The sequence below is a fragment of the Roseateles aquae genome (assembly GCF_032337115.1).
Taxonomy (GTDB): Bacteria; Pseudomonadota; Gammaproteobacteria; order Burkholderiales; family Burkholderiaceae_C; genus Roseateles_C; species Roseateles_C aquae.
The window spans coordinates 90566-105385 of sequence record NZ_JAVXZY010000004.1 but is presented as its reverse complement, the minus strand read 5'-3'; the positions used below and the strand labels follow the sequence as shown (position 1 = coordinate 105385).

28 protein-coding genes are annotated in these 14820 nt (G+C 60.2%); all 28 read left to right on the top strand.

What is annotated here, in order from left to right; genetic code table 11:
• The first annotated feature begins 133 nt into the window (after nucleotides 1–133).
• The 28 genes from tuf to rpsK all read left to right on the top strand — a co-directional run bounded on the left by tuf (nucleotide 134) and on the right by rpsK (nucleotide 14642).
• Nucleotides 134–1324 (top strand): elongation factor Tu, encoded by a 1191-nt coding sequence (gene tuf / locus RQP53_RS11525; protein WP_315650454.1) that lies wholly within the window; start codon nucleotides 134–136, stop codon nucleotides 1322–1324.
• A gap of 103 nt (nucleotides 1325–1427) precedes the next feature.
• Nucleotides 1428–1739 carry a 30S ribosomal protein S10 gene (gene rpsJ, locus RQP53_RS11520; RefSeq protein ID WP_110401797.1) on the top strand — a complete coding sequence of 104 codons (312 nt, stop codon included), beginning with the start codon at nucleotides 1428–1430 and terminating at the stop codon, nucleotides 1737–1739.
• Nucleotides 1740–2053: 314 nt separating this feature from the next.
• Entirely contained in the window at nucleotides 2054–2725 is a 672-nt protein-coding gene (gene rplC / locus RQP53_RS11515; protein WP_315650453.1) for a 50S ribosomal protein L3, read from the top strand.
• Entirely contained in the window at nucleotides 2725–3345 is a 621-nt protein-coding gene (gene rplD / locus RQP53_RS11510) for a 50S ribosomal protein L4 (RefSeq protein ID WP_315650452.1), read from the top strand. Before rplC ends, rplD begins: the two co-directional genes overlap by 1 nt.
• Nucleotides 3342–3656 (top strand): 50S ribosomal protein L23, encoded by a 315-nt coding sequence (gene rplW / locus RQP53_RS11505; protein WP_285235104.1) that lies wholly within the window; start codon nucleotides 3342–3344, stop codon nucleotides 3654–3656. The genes rplD and rplW overlap by 4 nt, the downstream gene beginning before the upstream one ends.
• Nucleotides 3656–4480, top strand: coding sequence for a 50S ribosomal protein L2 (gene rplB / locus RQP53_RS11500; protein ID WP_315650451.1), 825 nt, complete (start codon nucleotides 3656–3658; stop codon nucleotides 4478–4480). Before rplW ends, rplB begins: the two co-directional genes overlap by 1 nt.
• Nucleotides 4481–4490: 10 nt before the next feature.
• Nucleotides 4491–4769, top strand: a complete 279-nt coding sequence (gene rpsS, locus RQP53_RS11495; protein ID WP_195795806.1) for a 30S ribosomal protein S19 — start codon at nucleotides 4491–4493, stop codon at nucleotides 4767–4769.
• Between the two features lie 11 nt (nucleotides 4770–4780).
• Nucleotides 4781–5110 (top strand): 50S ribosomal protein L22, encoded by a 330-nt coding sequence (gene rplV / locus RQP53_RS11490; RefSeq protein ID WP_282824724.1) that lies wholly within the window; start codon nucleotides 4781–4783, stop codon nucleotides 5108–5110.
• A gap of 16 nt (nucleotides 5111–5126) precedes the next feature.
• Nucleotides 5127–5990: a 30S ribosomal protein S3 gene (gene rpsC / locus RQP53_RS11485; protein WP_315650450.1), complete on the top strand. Its 864-nt coding sequence runs from the start codon at nucleotides 5127–5129 to the stop codon at nucleotides 5988–5990.
• Nucleotides 5991–5992: 2 nt separating this feature from the next.
• A complete protein-coding gene (gene rplP / locus RQP53_RS11480) occupies nucleotides 5993–6409 on the top strand; it encodes a 50S ribosomal protein L16 (protein WP_285235107.1) in 417 nt (138 codons plus the stop codon).
• A gap of 12 nt (nucleotides 6410–6421) precedes the next feature.
• On the top strand, nucleotides 6422–6619 hold the full coding sequence (gene rpmC, locus RQP53_RS11475) for a 50S ribosomal protein L29 (RefSeq protein ID WP_282824718.1): 198 nt from the start codon (nucleotides 6422–6424) through the stop codon (nucleotides 6617–6619).
• Nucleotides 6619–6888 carry a 30S ribosomal protein S17 gene (gene rpsQ / locus RQP53_RS11470; RefSeq protein ID WP_315650449.1) on the top strand — a complete coding sequence of 90 codons (270 nt, stop codon included), beginning with the start codon at nucleotides 6619–6621 and terminating at the stop codon, nucleotides 6886–6888. The genes rpmC and rpsQ overlap by 1 nt, the downstream gene beginning before the upstream one ends.
• A gap of 171 nt (nucleotides 6889–7059) precedes the next feature.
• On the top strand, nucleotides 7060–7569 hold the full coding sequence (locus tag RQP53_RS11465) for a peroxiredoxin (protein WP_315650448.1): 510 nt from the start codon (nucleotides 7060–7062) through the stop codon (nucleotides 7567–7569).
• Nucleotides 7570–7909: 340 nt separating this feature from the next.
• Nucleotides 7910–8278 (top strand): 50S ribosomal protein L14, encoded by a 369-nt coding sequence (rplN, locus tag RQP53_RS11460; RefSeq protein ID WP_088286487.1) that lies wholly within the window; start codon nucleotides 7910–7912, stop codon nucleotides 8276–8278.
• A gap of 26 nt (nucleotides 8279–8304) precedes the next feature.
• Entirely contained in the window at nucleotides 8305–8622 is a 318-nt protein-coding gene (gene rplX, locus RQP53_RS11455) for a 50S ribosomal protein L24 (protein ID WP_315650447.1), read from the top strand.
• Nucleotides 8623–8632: 10 nt separating this feature from the next.
• Nucleotides 8633–9172, top strand: a complete 540-nt coding sequence (gene rplE / locus RQP53_RS11450; protein ID WP_315650446.1) for a 50S ribosomal protein L5 — start codon at nucleotides 8633–8635, stop codon at nucleotides 9170–9172.
• A gap of 8 nt (nucleotides 9173–9180) precedes the next feature.
• On the top strand, nucleotides 9181–9486 hold the full coding sequence (rpsN, locus tag RQP53_RS11445; protein ID WP_315650445.1) for a 30S ribosomal protein S14: 306 nt from the start codon (nucleotides 9181–9183) through the stop codon (nucleotides 9484–9486).
• 23 nt (nucleotides 9487–9509) lie between these two features.
• The gene (gene rpsH, locus RQP53_RS11440) at nucleotides 9510–9905 is read left to right on the top strand and encodes a 30S ribosomal protein S8 (protein ID WP_315650444.1); all 396 of its coding nucleotides are present in this window, start codon (nucleotides 9510–9512) and stop codon (nucleotides 9903–9905) included.
• 19 nt (nucleotides 9906–9924) lie between these two features.
• Nucleotides 9925–10458, top strand: a complete 534-nt coding sequence (gene rplF, locus RQP53_RS11435; RefSeq protein ID WP_315650443.1) for a 50S ribosomal protein L6 — start codon at nucleotides 9925–9927, stop codon at nucleotides 10456–10458.
• An 11-nt stretch (nucleotides 10459–10469) separates the two neighbouring features.
• Nucleotides 10470–10835, top strand: coding sequence for a 50S ribosomal protein L18 (rplR, locus tag RQP53_RS11430; protein WP_315650442.1), 366 nt, complete (start codon nucleotides 10470–10472; stop codon nucleotides 10833–10835).
• A gap of 18 nt (nucleotides 10836–10853) precedes the next feature.
• Nucleotides 10854–11372, top strand: coding sequence for a 30S ribosomal protein S5 (gene rpsE, locus RQP53_RS11425; RefSeq protein WP_315650441.1), 519 nt, complete (start codon nucleotides 10854–10856; stop codon nucleotides 11370–11372).
• Nucleotides 11373–11394: 22 nt separating this feature from the next.
• The gene (gene rpmD, locus RQP53_RS11420) at nucleotides 11395–11577 is read left to right on the top strand and encodes a 50S ribosomal protein L30 (protein ID WP_137945224.1); all 183 of its coding nucleotides are present in this window, start codon (nucleotides 11395–11397) and stop codon (nucleotides 11575–11577) included.
• Between the two features lie 27 nt (nucleotides 11578–11604).
• Nucleotides 11605–12036 (top strand): 50S ribosomal protein L15, encoded by a 432-nt coding sequence (rplO, locus tag RQP53_RS11415; RefSeq protein WP_315650440.1) that lies wholly within the window; start codon nucleotides 11605–11607, stop codon nucleotides 12034–12036.
• Between the two features lie 20 nt (nucleotides 12037–12056).
• Nucleotides 12057–13367 carry a preprotein translocase subunit SecY gene (secY, locus tag RQP53_RS11410; RefSeq protein WP_315650439.1) on the top strand — a complete coding sequence of 437 codons (1311 nt, stop codon included), beginning with the start codon at nucleotides 12057–12059 and terminating at the stop codon, nucleotides 13365–13367.
• Between the two features lie 49 nt (nucleotides 13368–13416).
• The gene (infA, locus tag RQP53_RS11405) at nucleotides 13417–13635 is read left to right on the top strand and encodes a translation initiation factor IF-1 (protein WP_009855680.1); all 219 of its coding nucleotides are present in this window, start codon (nucleotides 13417–13419) and stop codon (nucleotides 13633–13635) included.
• A gap of 59 nt (nucleotides 13636–13694) precedes the next feature.
• Nucleotides 13695–13808, top strand: coding sequence for a 50S ribosomal protein L36 (gene rpmJ / locus RQP53_RS11400; RefSeq protein WP_035036301.1), 114 nt, complete (start codon nucleotides 13695–13697; stop codon nucleotides 13806–13808).
• A gap of 34 nt (nucleotides 13809–13842) precedes the next feature.
• Nucleotides 13843–14208 carry a 30S ribosomal protein S13 gene (gene rpsM / locus RQP53_RS11395; protein ID WP_315650438.1) on the top strand — a complete coding sequence of 122 codons (366 nt, stop codon included), beginning with the start codon at nucleotides 13843–13845 and terminating at the stop codon, nucleotides 14206–14208.
• A gap of 29 nt (nucleotides 14209–14237) precedes the next feature.
• On the top strand, nucleotides 14238–14642 hold the full coding sequence (gene rpsK, locus RQP53_RS11390; RefSeq protein ID WP_056194196.1) for a 30S ribosomal protein S11: 405 nt from the start codon (nucleotides 14238–14240) through the stop codon (nucleotides 14640–14642).
• The last annotated feature ends 178 nt before the right edge of the window (nucleotides 14643–14820 follow it).

The window sequence follows — 14820 nt, the reverse complement described above, 5'->3', positions numbered from 1 at the left end:
GCCAAGAGTCAGGGCGGAGCGGGTTTGAATCGTCTTCGTCGAGTGTCTCCTGCTTGCCAGCCGGCAGGGCTCAAGACCTCGGCGGAAACGCTAAACCATCAGACTGGATGAATGCTCTTTTTGGAGAATTGAAATGGCAAAAGGTAAATTCGAACGTACCAAGCCGCACGTGAACGTGGGCACGATTGGTCACGTTGACCATGGCAAGACCACGCTGACGGCTGCAATCGCTACCGTGCTGTCGAAGAAGTTCGGCGGCGAGGCCAAGGCCTACGACCAGATCGATGCGGCGCCTGAAGAAAAGGCTCGTGGCATCACGATCAACACCGCACACGTTGAGTACGAAACGGCCAACCGCCACTACGCTCACGTTGACTGCCCGGGCCACGCTGACTATGTGAAGAACATGATCACCGGCGCTGCTCAGATGGACGGCGCTATTCTGGTGTGCTCGGCCGCTGACGGCCCGATGCCCCAGACCCGCGAGCACATCCTGCTGGCTCGCCAAGTGGGCGTGAAGTACATCATCGTGTTCCTGAACAAGTGCGACATGGTGGATGACGCCGAGCTGCTGGAACTGGTCGAAATGGAAGTGCGCGAGCTGCTGTCCAAGTACGACTTCCCTGGCGACGACACCCCGATCATCAAGGGTTCGGCCAAGCTGGCTCTGGAAGGCGATACCGGCGATCTGGGCGAGCAAGCCATCATGCGCCTGGCCGAAGCCCTGGACACCTACATCCCCCAGCCGGACCGTGCCGTTGACGGCGCCTTCCTGCTGCCGGTGGAAGACGTGTTCTCGATCTCGGGCCGTGGCACGGTGGTGACCGGTCGCGTTGAGCGCGGCATCATCAAGGTCGGCGAAGAAATCGAAATCGTCGGTATCCGCGACGTGCAGAAGACCACCGTCACTGGCGTGGAAATGTTCCGCAAGCTGCTGGACCAAGGTCAAGCTGGCGACAACGTCGGTATCCTGCTGCGCGGCACCAAGCGTGAAGACGTCGAGCGCGGCCAAGTGCTGGCCAAGCCCGGCACGATCAAGCCGCACACCCACTTCACTGCTGAGATCTATGTGCTGAGCAAGGAAGAAGGCGGCCGTCACACCCCGTTCTTCAACAACTACCGTCCCCAGTTCTACTTCCGTACCACGGACGTGACCGGTGCCGTTGAGCTGCCGAAGGACAAGGAAATGGTCATGCCTGGCGACAACGTCGGCATCACCGTGAAGCTGATCGCTCCGATCGCCATGGAAACCGGTCTGCGCTTCGCTATCCGCGAAGGTGGCCGTACCGTCGGTTCGGGCGTGGTTGCGACCATCCTCGAGTAATTCTTTTGCGTGACCGATCCGGTTTCGCCTCGGCGAGCCGGATCAACACCAAACGCGGCGCGGGCATACAAGGCCCTGCCGCACGTTCTTTGAAGGAATCGTCATGCAAAAGCAAAAGATCCGCATTCGTCTGAAGGCTTTCGATTACAAGCTGATCGACCAGTCGGCTCAGGAAATCGTTGAAACCGCCAAGCGCACCGGCGCGATCGTCAAGGGCCCGGTGCCCCTGCCGACCCGCATGCAGCGTTTCGACATCCTGCGCTCGCCGCACGTCAACAAGACCTCGCGCGACCAGTTCGAAATCCGTACGCACCAGCGTCTGATGGACATCGTTGACCCCACCGACAAGACTGTCGACGCTCTGATGAAGCTCGACCTGCCTGCCGGCGTCGACGTGGAAATCAAGCTGCAGTAAAACGCAGCCGTCACTGGCGGGTGCCGCGTTTCGCGGTATCGGCGAGAGACAAAGAGGGGCGATCGTAAGATTGCCCTTTTTTCTTGACCGCAGCGTGACGACGCTTGCGGTTGAGCTAGGGTTCACGCTATACTCGCCAGCTTTTGCCGCGTGGTCTTTTCCTCGCGGCTTTGGCGCATCGTCTTTGCGCGCCGCTTCTGGGGTTTCTCCAGGATAGTGGGTGAAGGCGCTGCATCTAGTCAGCCCGGCCAATCGATGTCGGGTGTGTGTAAATGGCTCCAAAGGGCGCAAGCCTGAGGGGCTGGAGAAAAACCATGAGTCTAAGCAATCGTCTCGGATTGCTGGGCCGCAAGGTGGGCATGATGCGCATCTTCACGGACGATGGCGACGCCATCCCTGTGACGGTGCTGGACGTGTCCAACAACCGCGTGACCCAGGTCAAGACCGAAGAGACCGACGGCTACAGCGCCATTCAAGTGGCGTTCGGTACGCGCAAAGCATCGCGCGTCACCAAGCCGGAAGCCGGCCACCTCGCCAAGGCGGGTGTCGAAGCCGGTGAAGTCCTGAAGGAATTCCGTGTTGCCGCCGAAGTGGCTGCTGAGTACAAGGCCGGCGCGCAAGTGCCCGTGTCGCTGTTCGCAGTGGGTCAGCTGGTCGACGTGCAAGGCACTTCCATCGGTAAGGGCTTTGAAGGCACCATCAAGCGTCACAACTTCGGTTCGCAACGCGCCTCGCACGGTAACAGCCGTTCGCACAATGTTCCTGGCTCCATCTCGATGGCGCAGGATCCTGGCCGCGTGTTCCCGGGCAAGAAGATGTCGGGTCACCTGGGTGACGAGACCGTGACGACGCAAAACCTGGACATCGTGCGCGTTGACGAAGCCCGTCAACTGCTGCTGGTCCGCGGTGCGGTGCCGGGCGCCAAGAACGGCCACGTGGTCGTGCGTCCCGCTGTCAAGGTCAAGCTCAAGAAGGGAGCCAACTGATGCAGCTCGAGCTCCTGAACGAGCAGGGTCAGGCTACGTCCAAGGTGGACGCTCCTGACACCGTGTTTGCTCGCGATTACAACGAAGCCCTGGTGCACCAGGTGGTCGTGGCCTATCAGGCTAACGCCCGTCAAGGTACCCGCGCTCAGAAGGACCGTGAACAAGTCCATCACTCGACGAAGAAGCCGTTCCGTCAAAAGGGTACGGGTCGTGCGCGTGCTGGTATGACGTCCTCGCCGCTGTGGCGTGGGGGTGGTCGGATTTTCCCGAACATGCCCGACGAAAATTTCACGCACAAGCTGAACAAGAAGATGTACCGCGCCGGTATGGCCGCGATCTTCTCGCAGCTGGCTCGTGAAGGCCGCCTGGCCGTGGTGGACTCGATCTCGGTCGAAGCCCCCAAGACCAAGCTGCTGGCTGCCAAGTTCAAGGCCATGGGCCTGGACTCCGTGCTGCTGATCGCCGACAACGTCGACGACAACCTGTTGCTGGCTTCGCGCAACCTGGCCAACGTGCTGATCGTTGAGCCGCGTTATGCCGATCCGCTGTCGCTGGTCTATTACAAGAAGGTTCTTGTGACCAAGGCTGCGATGGAGCAACTCAAGGAGATGCTGGCATGAGCGCTGTGAAATATTCTGAAGGCCGTCTGGCCTCGGTGCTGCTGGCTCCCATCGTGTCCGAAAAGGCCACGGCGGTTGCTGAAAAGCACAACCAAGTGTTGTTCAAGGTCCTGCGCGACGCCACCAAGCCCGAAATCAAGGCCGCCGTTGAACTGATGTTCAAGGTCGAAGTTGAGTCGGTCAATGTGGTGAACGTGAAGGGCAAGGCCAAGCGCTTTGGCGGCCGTGCCGGCCGTCGCGACCACGTCAAGAAGGCGTATGTCGCTCTGAAGGCGGGCCAAGAGCTCAACTTCTCCGGGGAGGCTGCGTAATGGCCGTCGTTAAAGTCAAGCCGACCTCGCCTGGCCGCCGTGCCGTGGTGAAGGTGGTGCACAAGCACCTGCACAAGGGCGCTCCGGAAGCTTCGCTGCTGGAACCGCAAAAGCAAAAGTCGGGCCGTAACAACAACGGTCACATCACGATGCGCCACAAGGGCGGTGGTCACAAGCACCACTACCGCGTCGTCGACTTCAAGCGCAACAAGGATGCGATCCCGGCGAAGGTCGAGCGCATCGAGTACGACCCCAACCGTACGGCCCACATCGCTCTGGTGTGCTATGCCGACGGCGAGCGTCGCTACATCATCGCTCCGCGCGGTCTGGAAGTGGGTTCGACGATCTTGAGCGGCGCAGAAGCCCCGATCAAGGCCGGCAACACCCTGCCGATCCGCAACATCCCGGTGGGTTCGACGATCCACTGCATCGAGATGCTGCCTGCCAAGGGTGCTCAGATCGCACGTTCGGCCGGCGCTTCCGCTGTGCTGATGGCGCGTGAAGGCACCTACGCTCAGGTTCGTCTGCGTTCGGGTGAAGTGCGCAAGATCCACATCGACTGCCGCGCCACCATTGGCGAGGTCAGCAACGAAGAGCACAGCCTGCGCCAGTACGGCAAGGCCGGTGCGATCCGTTGGAAGGGTATCCGCCCGACCGTTCGTGGTACTGCCATGAACCCGGTCGATCACCCGCACGGTGGTGGTGAAGGTCGTACCGGTGAAGGCCAGGCGCCTGTGTCGCCGTGGAACACCCTCACGAAGGGCTACCGCACTCGTAACAACAAGCGCACGCAGACTTTCATCGTCTCGCGTCGCAAGAAGTAAAGGGTAGGCCATGACTCGTTCACTGAAGAAGGGCCCGTTCGTTGACGCTCACCTGTTGGCCAAGGTCGACAAGGCAGTTGCCAACAAGGACAAGAAGCCCATCAAGACCTGGTCGCGCCGCTCGACGATCCTGCCCGAGTTCATCGGTCTGACGATCGCTGTGCACAACGGCAAGCAGCACGTGCCGGTTTATGTGTCTGACCAGATGGTCGGCCACAAGCTGGGCGAATTCGCACTGACCCGCACCTTCAAAGGCCATCCGGCCGACAAGAAGGCCGGGAAGAAGTAAGGATGCCAACGATGGAAACCAAAGCAATCGTTCGTGGCGTTCGCCTCTCGTGTGACAAGGGCCGCCTGGTGGCGGACCTGATCCGCGGCAAGAAGGTGGACCAAGCGCTGAACATCCTGGAATTCACCCAGAAGAAGGCCGCCCTGATCATCAAGAAGGCGCTGGAAAGCGCCATCGCCAACGCCGAGCACAACGACGGCGCTGACATTGATGAACTGAAGGTCACCTCGATCTATGTGGAACAAGGTGCCACGCTGAAGCGTTTCTCCGCTCGTGCCAAGGGCCGCGGCAATCGCATCAGCAAGCCCACCTGCCACATCTTCGTGTCGGTCGGCAACTGAAGGCTGAAGGAAGACTATGGGACAGAAAATTCATCCGACCGGCTTCCGCCTGCCTGTCACCCGTAACTGGGCTTCGCGCTGGTACGCGAACAACCAGAACTTCGCCACGATGCTGGCCGAAGATCTGCAAGTTCGTGAATACCTGAAGGCCAAGCTGAAGAATGCCGCCGTGTCGCGCATTCTGATCGAGCGCCCCGCGAAGAACGCCCGTATCACCATCTTCTCGGCACGTCCGGGTGTGGTGATCGGCAAGAAGGGCGAGGACATCGAAAACCTGAAGGCCGAACTGACCAAGCGTCTGGGCGTGCCGGTGGCCGTGAACATCGAAGAAGTGCGCAAGCCTGAAATCGATGCTCAGCTGATCGCCGACTCGATCACCCAGCAGCTGGAAAAGCGCATCATGTTCCGTCGCGCCATGAAGCGTGCGATGCAGAACGCGATGCGTCTGGGCGCCCAGGGCATCAAGATCATGTCCGCAGGCCGCCTGAACGGCATTGAAATCGCTCGTACCGAGTGGTATCGCGAAGGCCGCGTGCCTCTGCACACCCTGCGCGCTGACATCGACTATGGCTTCTCCGAAGCCAAGACGACGTACGGCGTCATTGGTGTCAAGGTCTGGGTCTACCGCGGTGACCGCCTGGCCAATGGTGACGCTCCGGTGATCAACACGCCTGCTGGCGCTGAAGACGACCGTCGTCCTCGTCGTAACGCCCGTCCGGGCGCTCCTGGTGGCCGTGGCCGTCCGGGCAGCGACCGTGGCCCGCGTGATGGTGCAGATAAGCCCGCTGACGCCGCCGCTGGCGACGCAGCCAAGCCCGCTGCCAAGCGCGTGGTCCGCAAGCCCGCTGCGCCTGTTGCCGGCGAGGCCAAAGGAGAATAAACATGCTGCAACCTGCTCGTCGCAAATACCGCAAGGAGCAAAAGGGTCGTAACACTGGTGTTGCTACCCGCGGCGCTGCCGTGTCTTTCGGTGACTTCGGCCTGAAGGCTACCGAGCGCGGCCGTCTGACGGCTCGCCAGATCGAAGCTGCACGTCGTGCGATTTCGCGCCACATCAAGCGCGGTGGTCGTATCTTCATCCGCATCTTCCCGGACAAGCCGATCTCGCAAAAGCCTGCCGAAGTCCGTATGGGTAACGGTAAGGGCAACCCGGAGTACTACGTCGCTGAAATTCAGCCGGGCAAGGTGCTCTATGAGATCAACGGTGTGCCGGAAGCCCTGGCTCGCGAAGCGTTCACGCTGGCTGCTGCAAAGCTGCCGCTGCGTTGCACCTTCGTCGCGCGCATGGTCGGCGCCTGATTGGAGAACACCATGAAAGCATCTGAACTGCGTGGCAAGGACGTCGCTGCCTTGGAAAAGGAAGTGACCGATCTGCTCAAGGCCCATTTCGGCCTGCGCATGCAAAAGGCTACCCAACAGCTGACGAACCACTCGGTGCTGGGCAAGACCCGTCGCGACATCGCTCGCGTCAAGACCGTCTTGGCCGAGAAGAAGAAGGGAGCCGTGTAATGACGCAAGCTCAAGAAAAGAACACGCGCACCCTGGTCGGTCGCGTGGTGAGCGACAAGCGCGCCAAGACCGTCACGGTCCTGGTCGAGCGTCGCGCCAAGCACGAGCTCTACGGCAAGATCGTGGCCCGTTCCCGCAAGTACCACGCCCATGACGAAAAGGGCGAGTACAAGATGGGTGATGTGGTCGAGATCGCTGAAGGCCGCCCGCTGTCCAAGACCAAGAGCTGGGTCGTGACCCGCCTGGTTGAAAAGGCAGAAGTGGTTTAAGCCATTCGCTGAGGCTAGAAAGCCTGCGCAGTCTGGGGTCTTGTGTCCCGGCTGCGGCTAACGGTCGGTTCGCTGGAATACTGGCGGCCGGCCGTTTTTCATTTCCGGTGCCGAGCCTGCGCGTCTGCCGCGAGATGCTGGCACCCCACACCACCACACCAGGAGCACATGATGTTGAAAGTTGGCGATCGCCTGCCCGCAGCTCAGCTGAAGGAATTCATCGAAGTCGAAGGCGAGGGCTGCACGCTCGGCCCCAACAGTTTCGAGGTCGAGCAACTTGTTGCCGGCAAGACGATTGCGCTGTTCGCCTTGCCTGGCGCGTTCACGCCGACGTGCTCGGCGCAACATGTGCCGGGCTACATCGCCCAGGCCGAGGCGCTCAAGGCCGCTGGTGTTGATGAGATTTGGTGCGTGTCTGTCAATGACGCGTTCGTCATGGGCGCCTGGGGTCGCGAACTCAAGACCGCGGGCAAGGTTCGCATGATGGCGGACGGCAGCGCCGACTTCACCCGCGCCACCGGTCTGACACTGGATCTGACCGCTCGTGGCATGGGCGTGCGCTCGCAGCGCTACTCGGCGCTCGTCGTTGATGGCGTGGTCAAGACGCTCAACATCGAAGAGCCCGGCAAGTTTGAAGTGAGCGACGCAGCGACGATGCTGCGCCAGGCTCAGCAGGGCTGAGCGCCGTCTAGGCGCCGCTTCTGGGTGCCTTCTGATCGCCCCTGCTGCGCGCCAAGAGCAAGCGCTCTCGACGCCGGCAGGGCGCGACCCAGCCGGATGACAAAAACATTTCAAGCACGGCTTGACTTGCTGGGGTCAATTCCAGCATAATCCAAAGCTTCGCCGAACGTCAGGCGCACCTGGTGGTGCGTTATGGCCTCGGATTCGCCCTCAACCACCGGGCGCGAGTTGCAAAGCACACGCTGCAGCGCGACAAGCGAACGGCCCACGGGCCCAAGACTGACCGCTGAGTGTGCTGCGATGGTCGCAGCAGGTGATGCGGGAAAAGTTGGGGACAGACATGATTCAAATGCAATCGCGACTTGATGTCGCGGACAACACTGGCGCCAAGTCCGTCATGTGCATCAAGGTGCTTGGTGGTTCCAAGCGCCGTTATGCCGGCATTGGCGACATCATCAAGGTCAGCATCAAAGAAGCTGCACCGCGTGGCCGCGTCAAGAAGGGCGAGGTCTACAGCGCTGTGGTGGTTCGCACTGCCAAGGGCGTGCGCCGCCAAGACGGTTCTTTGGTGAAGTTCGACGGTAACGCCGCCGTGTTGCTGAACGCCAAGCTGGAGCCGATCGGCACCCGCATCTTTGGCCCGGTGACTCGTGAACTGCGTACCGAGCGCTTCATGAAGATCGTGTCGCTGGCGCCTGAGGTCCTCTAAGGCCTCGTCAAGTCAAAGGTATTGCCATGAACAAGATTCGTAAAGGCGACGAGGTCATCGTGCTGACCGGCCGCGACAAAGGCAAGCGCGGCACTGTGTCGCTGCGCGTTGATGCCGATCACATCGTTGTGGACGGTGTGAATGTCGTTAAGAAGCACGTCAAGCCCAACCCCATGAAGGGCACCACCGGCGGTGTGGTCGACAAGACGATGCCTATCCATCAATCCAACGTGGCGATTTTCAACGCTGCATCCGGCAAGGCCGATCGCGTGGGCATCAAGCTCCTCGACGATGGCAAGAAGGTGCGCGTCTACAAGTCGACCGGCGAAGAGATCAAGGCTTAAGAGGTCCGACATGGCTCGTTTGCAAGCGATTTACCGCGAAAAGGTTGTGCCAGGCCTCATTGAGAAGTTTGGCTACAAGTCGATCATGGAAGTGCCCCGCATCACCAAGATCACCCTGAACATGGGTGTCAGTGAAGCTGTGGCAGACAAAAAGGTCATGGATCACGCCGTTGGCGACCTGACCAAGATTGCCGGCCAGAAGCCCGTGATCACCAAGTCCAAGAAGGCTATTGCAGGCTTCAAGATCCGTGACGGTGTGCCAATCGGCTGCATGGTCACCCTGCGTGGCGTTCAGATGTACGAATTCCTGGACCGTTTCGTGACGATCGCGCTGCCGCGCGTTCGTGACTTCCGCGGTATCTCGGGTCGTTCTTTCGATGGTCGTGGCAACTACAACATCGGCGTCAAAGAACAGATCATCTTCCCGGAAATCGAGTACGACAAGGTCGATGCACTGCGTGGTCTGAACATCAGCATCACGACTACAGCCAAGTCGGATGACGAGTGCAAGGCCCTGCTGGCCGCATTCAAGTTCCCGTTCAAGAACTGAGGTGACCTGTGGCAAAACTCTCGATTAAGCAACGTGAGCTGAAGCGCGAACAACTGGTCGCCAAGTACGCCAAGAAGTATGCGGAACTGAAGGCCATCATCAACGACTTCCAGAAGTCGGAAGAAGAGCGCTACGCCGCCCGCCTGGAGCTGCAACAGCTGCCTCGCAATGCATACCCGACTCGCCTGCGTAACCGCTGCGAGTTGACCGGTCGTCCGCGCGGTACCTTCCGCAAGTTCGGCCTGGCCCGTAACAAGATTCGTGAGCTGGCCTTCAAGGGCGACATCCCCGGTGTCGTCAAGGCCAGCTGGTAATCGGCAGGTTTAGGAGATTTCGTATGAGCATGAGTGATCCTATCGCCGATATGCTGACTCGCATTCGCAACGCCCAGAGCGTTGAGAAAGCCAGCGTCGTGATGCCTTCCTCGAAGTTGAAGGTCGCGATCGCCAAGGTCCTCAAGGACGAGGGCTATATCGACGGTTTCGCGGTGCGCGGTGAAGCCGCCCGCCCCGAACTCGAGATTGCGCTGAAGTATTACGCCGGCCGTCCGGTGATCGAGCGCATTGAGCGCGTGAGCCGTCCCGGCCTGCGCATCTACAAGGGCCGCCACGACATTCCTCAGGTCATGAATGGCCTGGGTGTGGCGATTGTCACAACGCCGAAGGGCGTGATGACTGACCGCAAGGCACGTCAAGCCGGTATCGGCGGCGAAGTGCTCTGCTACGTCGCCTAAGCGCAAGGAGAGACAGACAATGTCCCGCGTAGGAAAAATGCCGGTCGCCGTCCCGCAAGGTGTGGACGTGACGATCTCCGCTGAGCAGATCAGCGTGAAGGGTGCCCTGGGTACGCTGGTTCGTCCGGCCAATGCTCTGGTCAGCGTCAAGAACGAAGGCGGCAAGCTGACGTTTGCTCCGGTCAACGAATCGGCTGATGCTGATGCGTTGAGCGGCACGATGCGTGCGCTGGTGGCCAATATGGTCAATGGCGTCAGCAAGGGTTTCGAGCGCAAGCTGAGCCTGGTGGGTGTGGGTTTCCGCGCTCAGGCTCAAGGCCAGAAGCTGAACCTGCAAATCGGCTTCTCGCACCCCGTCGTGAAGGATATGCCGGCTGGTATCAAGGTTGAGTGCCCGACCCAGACCGAAATCCTGATCAAGGGTGCTGACCGCCAAGTGGTGGGTCAGATCGCCGCTGAAGTGCGCGCCATCCGTCCCCCCGAGCCCTACAAGGGCAAGGGCATCCGCTATGCCGACGAAAAGGTCTCCCTCAAAGAGACCAAGAAGAAGTAAGGAGCAGCGCCATGTTGACCAAGAAAGAACAGCGCATCCGTCGTTCGCGCCAAACCCGTGCACGTATCGCCGTGCAACGCGTCGCTCGCCTGACGGTTTTCCGCTCCAACCTGCACATCTACGCCAGCGTCATCTCCGACGACGGTACGCAAGTGCTGGCCAGCGCATCGACTGCCGAGAAGGAAGTCCGTGCTCAGCTGGGCGCCGAAGGCAAGGGTGGCAATGTTGCCGCCGCGACCCTGATCGGCAAGCGCATCGCCGAGAAGGCGAAGGCCGCTGGCATCGAGAAGGTGGCATTCGACCGTGCAGGTTTCGCCTATCACGGCCGTGTCAAGGCTCTGGCCGAAGCAGCTCGCGAAGCCGGCCTGCAGTTCTGACGCAAAAAGGATTTCGAAATGGCAAAGTTTCAACCTCGTGCGCAGACTGAAGGCAACGACGACGGCCTGCGTGAAAAGATGATTGCGGTCAACCGCGTCACCAAGGTGGTCAAGGGCGGCCGTACGCTGTCCTTCGCAGCACTGACGGTGGTCGGTGACGGTGATGGCCGTATCGGCATGGGCAAGGGCAAGGCGAAGGAAGTTCCGGTCGCCGTGCAAAAGGCCATGGAATCGGCTCGCCGCAATATGGTCAAGGTCGCTCTGAAGAACGGCACCATCCATCACAACGTGGTGGGTGAGCACGGCGCTGCGCACGTGATCATGGCGCCGGCTCCTGCCGGTACCGGCGTGATCGCTGGCGGCCCGATGCGTGCTGTGTTCGAAGTGATGGGCGTGACCGATATCGTGACCAAGAGCCACGGTTCGACCAACCCGTACAACATGGTTCGCGCCACGCTGGACGCCCTGAAGCGTTCGACGACGGCTGCTGAAGTCGCTGCCAAGCGCGGCAAGTCGGTCGAAGACATCCTCGGCTGATTCGGCAGTACTGGAGAGACACATGTCTGACAAGAAAACTCTGACGGTCAAGCTGGTTCGCAGCCCGATCGGCACCCGTGCTTCGCACCGTGCCACCGTGGTTGGTCTGGGCCTGCGCAAGCTGAACAGCACCAGCGTGTTGGAAGACACGCCGGCAGTGCGCGGCATGATCAACAAGATCGCCTACCTCGTGCAGGTGCTGTAAGCGCCATCACGAACTGAGGAACACAAGATGCAACTCAATACCATCAAGCCCGCCGCTGGTGCCAAGCACGCCAAGCGTCGCGTGGGCCGTGGCATTGGCTCGGGACTGGGCAAGACCGCAGGTCGTGGCCACAAGGGTCAAAAGTCGCGTGCCGGTGGCTATCACAAGGTCGGCTTTGAAGGCGGCCAGATGCCCCTGCAACGTCGTCTGCCGAAGCGCGGTTTCAAGTCGCAAAGCCTGCCGTTCAACGCTGAGATCACTCTGAGCGATCTGGACAAGCTGGCCGGTGACGAAATCGACGTGTCGACGCTGAAGGCCGTTGGCCTGGTGTCGCAACTGGCGAAGTCGGTCAAGGTCATCCTGTCCGGCGCCATCAGCCGCAAGGTCGCGCTCAAGGGCGTGGCCGCGACGGCCGGTGCCAAGGCTGCCATCGAAGCCGCTGGCGGCTCGGTCGCCTAAGTTTCGGGAACAAGGCAACAGTGGCTACCAACCCAACTCAACTGGCCAAGAGCGGCAAGTTCGGCGATCTGAATCGTCGGCTTGTGTTCCTGTTGCTGGCGCTGGTCGTTTACCGCATCGGGGCGCATATCCCCGTGCCCGGTATCGATCCGGCCCAGCTGCAGCAGTTCTTCAAGGGCCAGGAGGGCGGCATCCTGAGCCTGTTCAACATGTTCTCGGGCGGTGCGCTGTCGCGCTTCACCGTCTTCGCGCTGGGCATCACGCCCTACATCTCGGCTTCCATCGTCCTGCAGTTGATGACGTATGTGGTGCCGAGCCTGGAAGCGCTGAAGAAGGAAGGCGAGTCCGGTCGCCGTCGGATCACTCAGTACACCCGTTATGGCACGGTGGGTCTGGCGCTGTTCCAATCGCTGAGCATTGCTCTGGCGCTGGAAAGCTCGCCGGGTCTGGTGTTGCAACCTGGTTTTGGTTTCCGCCTGACGGCAGTGACCAGCCTCGTGGCCGGCACCATGTTCCTGATGTGGCTGGGTGAGCAAATTACCGAGCGCGGTCTGGGCAACGGGATCTCGATCCTGATCTTCGGCGGTATCGCTGCAGGTTTGCCTGGCGCCATTGGTGGCTTGCTGGAGTTGGTGCGCACCGGTGCGATGAGCATCATCTCCTGCCTGGTGGTGGTGGCGATTGTTGCTGCCGTGACCTATCTGGTCGTCTTCGTCGAGCGCGGTCAGCGCAAGATCTTGGTGAACTACGCCAAGCGACAAGTCGGCAACAAGGTCTACGGCGGGCAGTCTTCGCACCTGCCGCTGAAGCTGAACATGTCGGGCGTGATCCCGCCGATCTTCGCTTCGTCGATCATTCTGTTGCCGACCACGCTCGTGAGCTGGTTTGCAACCGGTGACAGCCTGCGCTGGTTGAAGGACATCGCGGACATGCTGCGTCCTGGACAGCCGATTTACGTGCTGCTCTACGCTGCTGCCATCGTGTTCTTCTGCTTCTTCTACACGGCCCTGGTGTTCAACAGCCGTGAGACTGCAGACAACCTGAAGAAGAGCGGCGCCTTCATTCCCGGGATTCGTCCTGGCGACCAGACGGCGAAGCACATCGACAAGATCTTGTCGCGTTTGACGATGGCCGGCGCCATCTACATCACTGGTGTGTGTTTGCTGCCGGAGTTCCTGACACTGAAGTACAACGTTCCCTTCTACTTTGGCGGCACTTCCCTGCTGATCATCGTGGTGGTGACCATGGACTTCTGGGCCCAGGTGCAGTCTTATGTGATGAGCCAGCAGTACGAGTCGCTGCTGAAGAAGGCAAATTTCAAGGCCAGCTGATTCAGCTGAACCACTGTTTAACCGTTCCAACTAATTCAGAAACGAAGGCATGGCGAAAGACGACGTCATTCAGATGCAAGGCGAGATTCTTGAGAATCTTCCTAATGCCACGTTTCGTGTGAAGCTGGAGAACGGCCACGTCGTTCTCGGTCACATCTCCGGCAAGATGCGCATGCACTACATCCGCATCCTGCCTGGCGACAAGGTGACCGTTGAACTGACACCGTACGATTTGAGTCGTGCTCGCATCGTTTTCCGGGCGAAGTGAGCTAGTTTTTTCCCCGGACGCGCTGTTTGAGCGATATAGAGTAGGTCAAGGAGCAGACCATGAAAGTTTCGGCATCCGTCAAGAAGATGTGCCGCAATTGCAAGATCATCCGTCGCAAGGGCGTGGTGCGTGTGATCTGTACCGATCCGCGCCACAAGCAGCGCCAAGGCTGATTGCTGCACGACACGAGCGAATTAGAGGACGCACATGGCACGTATTGCTGGTATCAACATTCCGCCGCAAAAGCACACTGAGATCGGTCTGACTTCGATCTACGGCATTGGCCGTACGACCGCTCAGAAGATCTGCACGACTTGCGGTATCCCGTTCGACAAGAAGGTCAAGGACCTCACTGACGCTGATCTGGAAAAGATCCGTGATGAAGTGGGCAAGATGACCATCGAGGGCGATCTGCGCCGTGAGATGTCGATCAACATCAAGCGTCTGATGGACCTCGGTTGCTACCGTGGTTTCCGTCATCGCCGTGGCCTGCCGATGCGCGGCCAGCGTACGCGTACCAATGCCCGTACCCGCAAGGGTCCGCGCAAGTCCGCTGCCACCGGCAAGAAGTGATCTGGCGCAAGGACTGAAGAAAGCTCATCATGGCAAAAGCACCCAATAACTCGGCTGCACAGCGCGTTCGCAAGAAGGTTCGCAAGAACGTTGCCGACGGTATCGCTCACGTTCACGCCTCGTTCAACAACACGATCATCACGATCACTGACCGTCAAGGCGGCGCCCTGTCCTGGGCTTCGTCCGGCGGCCAAGGTTTCAAGGGCTCGCGCAAGTCGACCCCCTTCGCTGCCCAGGTGGCTGCTGAAGTGGCCGGCCGTGCTGCTCAAGAACAAGGTATCAAGAACCTCGACGTCAAGATCAAGGGCCCCGGCCCGGGTCGCGAGTCTTCGGTGCGCGCTCTGGCCGCACTGGGCATCCGCATCAACTCGATCTCTGACGTGACGCCGGTGCCGCACAACGGTTGCCGTCCTCAAAAGCGTCGTCGTATCTAAGATTTCGGTCTTTGGTGCGATAATCGCGGTTTGATTTCCGCGCCGGCGGGCACGAAAGTGCCGCGCCGGCTGTTTTGCTGAGGCCCATCGTGCATCGTTTTTGATGCACTTCAAGCCTCCTAAGACCACCGTTCGAGCCTATAAAAACACGGCCGGACTCGCGCAAGTTTCGCTGCCC

What these genes read in the sequence shown, in the direction of transcription:
- tuf (WP_315650454.1), top strand. Translation starts at nt 134, where the DNA reads ATGGCAAAAGGTAAATTCGAACGTACCAAGCCGCACGTGAACGTGGGC.
- rpsJ (WP_110401797.1), top strand. Translation starts at nt 1,428, where the DNA reads ATGCAAAAGCAAAAGATCCGCATTCGTCTGAAGGCTTTCGATTACAAG.
- rplC (WP_315650453.1), top strand. Translation starts at nt 2,054, where the DNA reads ATGAGTCTAAGCAATCGTCTCGGATTGCTGGGCCGCAAGGTGGGCATG.
- rplD (WP_315650452.1), top strand. Translation starts at nt 2,725, where the DNA reads ATGCAGCTCGAGCTCCTGAACGAGCAGGGTCAGGCTACGTCCAAGGTG.
- rplW (WP_285235104.1), top strand. Translation starts at nt 3,342, where the DNA reads ATGAGCGCTGTGAAATATTCTGAAGGCCGTCTGGCCTCGGTGCTGCTG.
- rplB (WP_315650451.1), top strand. Translation starts at nt 3,656, where the DNA reads ATGGCCGTCGTTAAAGTCAAGCCGACCTCGCCTGGCCGCCGTGCCGTG.
- rpsS (WP_195795806.1), top strand. Translation starts at nt 4,491, where the DNA reads ATGACTCGTTCACTGAAGAAGGGCCCGTTCGTTGACGCTCACCTGTTG.
- rplV (WP_282824724.1), top strand. Translation starts at nt 4,781, where the DNA reads ATGGAAACCAAAGCAATCGTTCGTGGCGTTCGCCTCTCGTGTGACAAG.
- rpsC (WP_315650450.1), top strand. Translation starts at nt 5,127, where the DNA reads ATGGGACAGAAAATTCATCCGACCGGCTTCCGCCTGCCTGTCACCCGT.
- rplP (WP_285235107.1), top strand. Translation starts at nt 5,993, where the DNA reads ATGCTGCAACCTGCTCGTCGCAAATACCGCAAGGAGCAAAAGGGTCGT.
- rpmC (WP_282824718.1), top strand. Translation starts at nt 6,422, where the DNA reads ATGAAAGCATCTGAACTGCGTGGCAAGGACGTCGCTGCCTTGGAAAAG.
- rpsQ (WP_315650449.1), top strand. Translation starts at nt 6,619, where the DNA reads ATGACGCAAGCTCAAGAAAAGAACACGCGCACCCTGGTCGGTCGCGTG.
- RQP53_RS11465 (WP_315650448.1), top strand. Translation starts at nt 7,060, where the DNA reads ATGTTGAAAGTTGGCGATCGCCTGCCCGCAGCTCAGCTGAAGGAATTC.
- rplN (WP_088286487.1), top strand. Translation starts at nt 7,910, where the DNA reads ATGATTCAAATGCAATCGCGACTTGATGTCGCGGACAACACTGGCGCC.
- rplX (WP_315650447.1), top strand. Translation starts at nt 8,305, where the DNA reads ATGAACAAGATTCGTAAAGGCGACGAGGTCATCGTGCTGACCGGCCGC.
- rplE (WP_315650446.1), top strand. Translation starts at nt 8,633, where the DNA reads ATGGCTCGTTTGCAAGCGATTTACCGCGAAAAGGTTGTGCCAGGCCTC.
- rpsH (WP_315650444.1), top strand. Translation starts at nt 9,510, where the DNA reads ATGAGCATGAGTGATCCTATCGCCGATATGCTGACTCGCATTCGCAAC.
- rplF (WP_315650443.1), top strand. Translation starts at nt 9,925, where the DNA reads ATGTCCCGCGTAGGAAAAATGCCGGTCGCCGTCCCGCAAGGTGTGGAC.
- rplR (WP_315650442.1), top strand. Translation starts at nt 10,470, where the DNA reads ATGTTGACCAAGAAAGAACAGCGCATCCGTCGTTCGCGCCAAACCCGT.
- rpsE (WP_315650441.1), top strand. Translation starts at nt 10,854, where the DNA reads ATGGCAAAGTTTCAACCTCGTGCGCAGACTGAAGGCAACGACGACGGC.
- rpmD (WP_137945224.1), top strand. Translation starts at nt 11,395, where the DNA reads ATGTCTGACAAGAAAACTCTGACGGTCAAGCTGGTTCGCAGCCCGATC.
- rplO (WP_315650440.1), top strand. Translation starts at nt 11,605, where the DNA reads ATGCAACTCAATACCATCAAGCCCGCCGCTGGTGCCAAGCACGCCAAG.
- infA (WP_009855680.1), top strand. Translation starts at nt 13,417, where the DNA reads ATGGCGAAAGACGACGTCATTCAGATGCAAGGCGAGATTCTTGAGAAT.
- rpmJ (WP_035036301.1), top strand. Translation starts at nt 13,695, where the DNA reads ATGAAAGTTTCGGCATCCGTCAAGAAGATGTGCCGCAATTGCAAGATC.
- rpsM (WP_315650438.1), top strand. Translation starts at nt 13,843, where the DNA reads ATGGCACGTATTGCTGGTATCAACATTCCGCCGCAAAAGCACACTGAG.
- rpsK (WP_056194196.1), top strand. Translation starts at nt 14,238, where the DNA reads ATGGCAAAAGCACCCAATAACTCGGCTGCACAGCGCGTTCGCAAGAAG.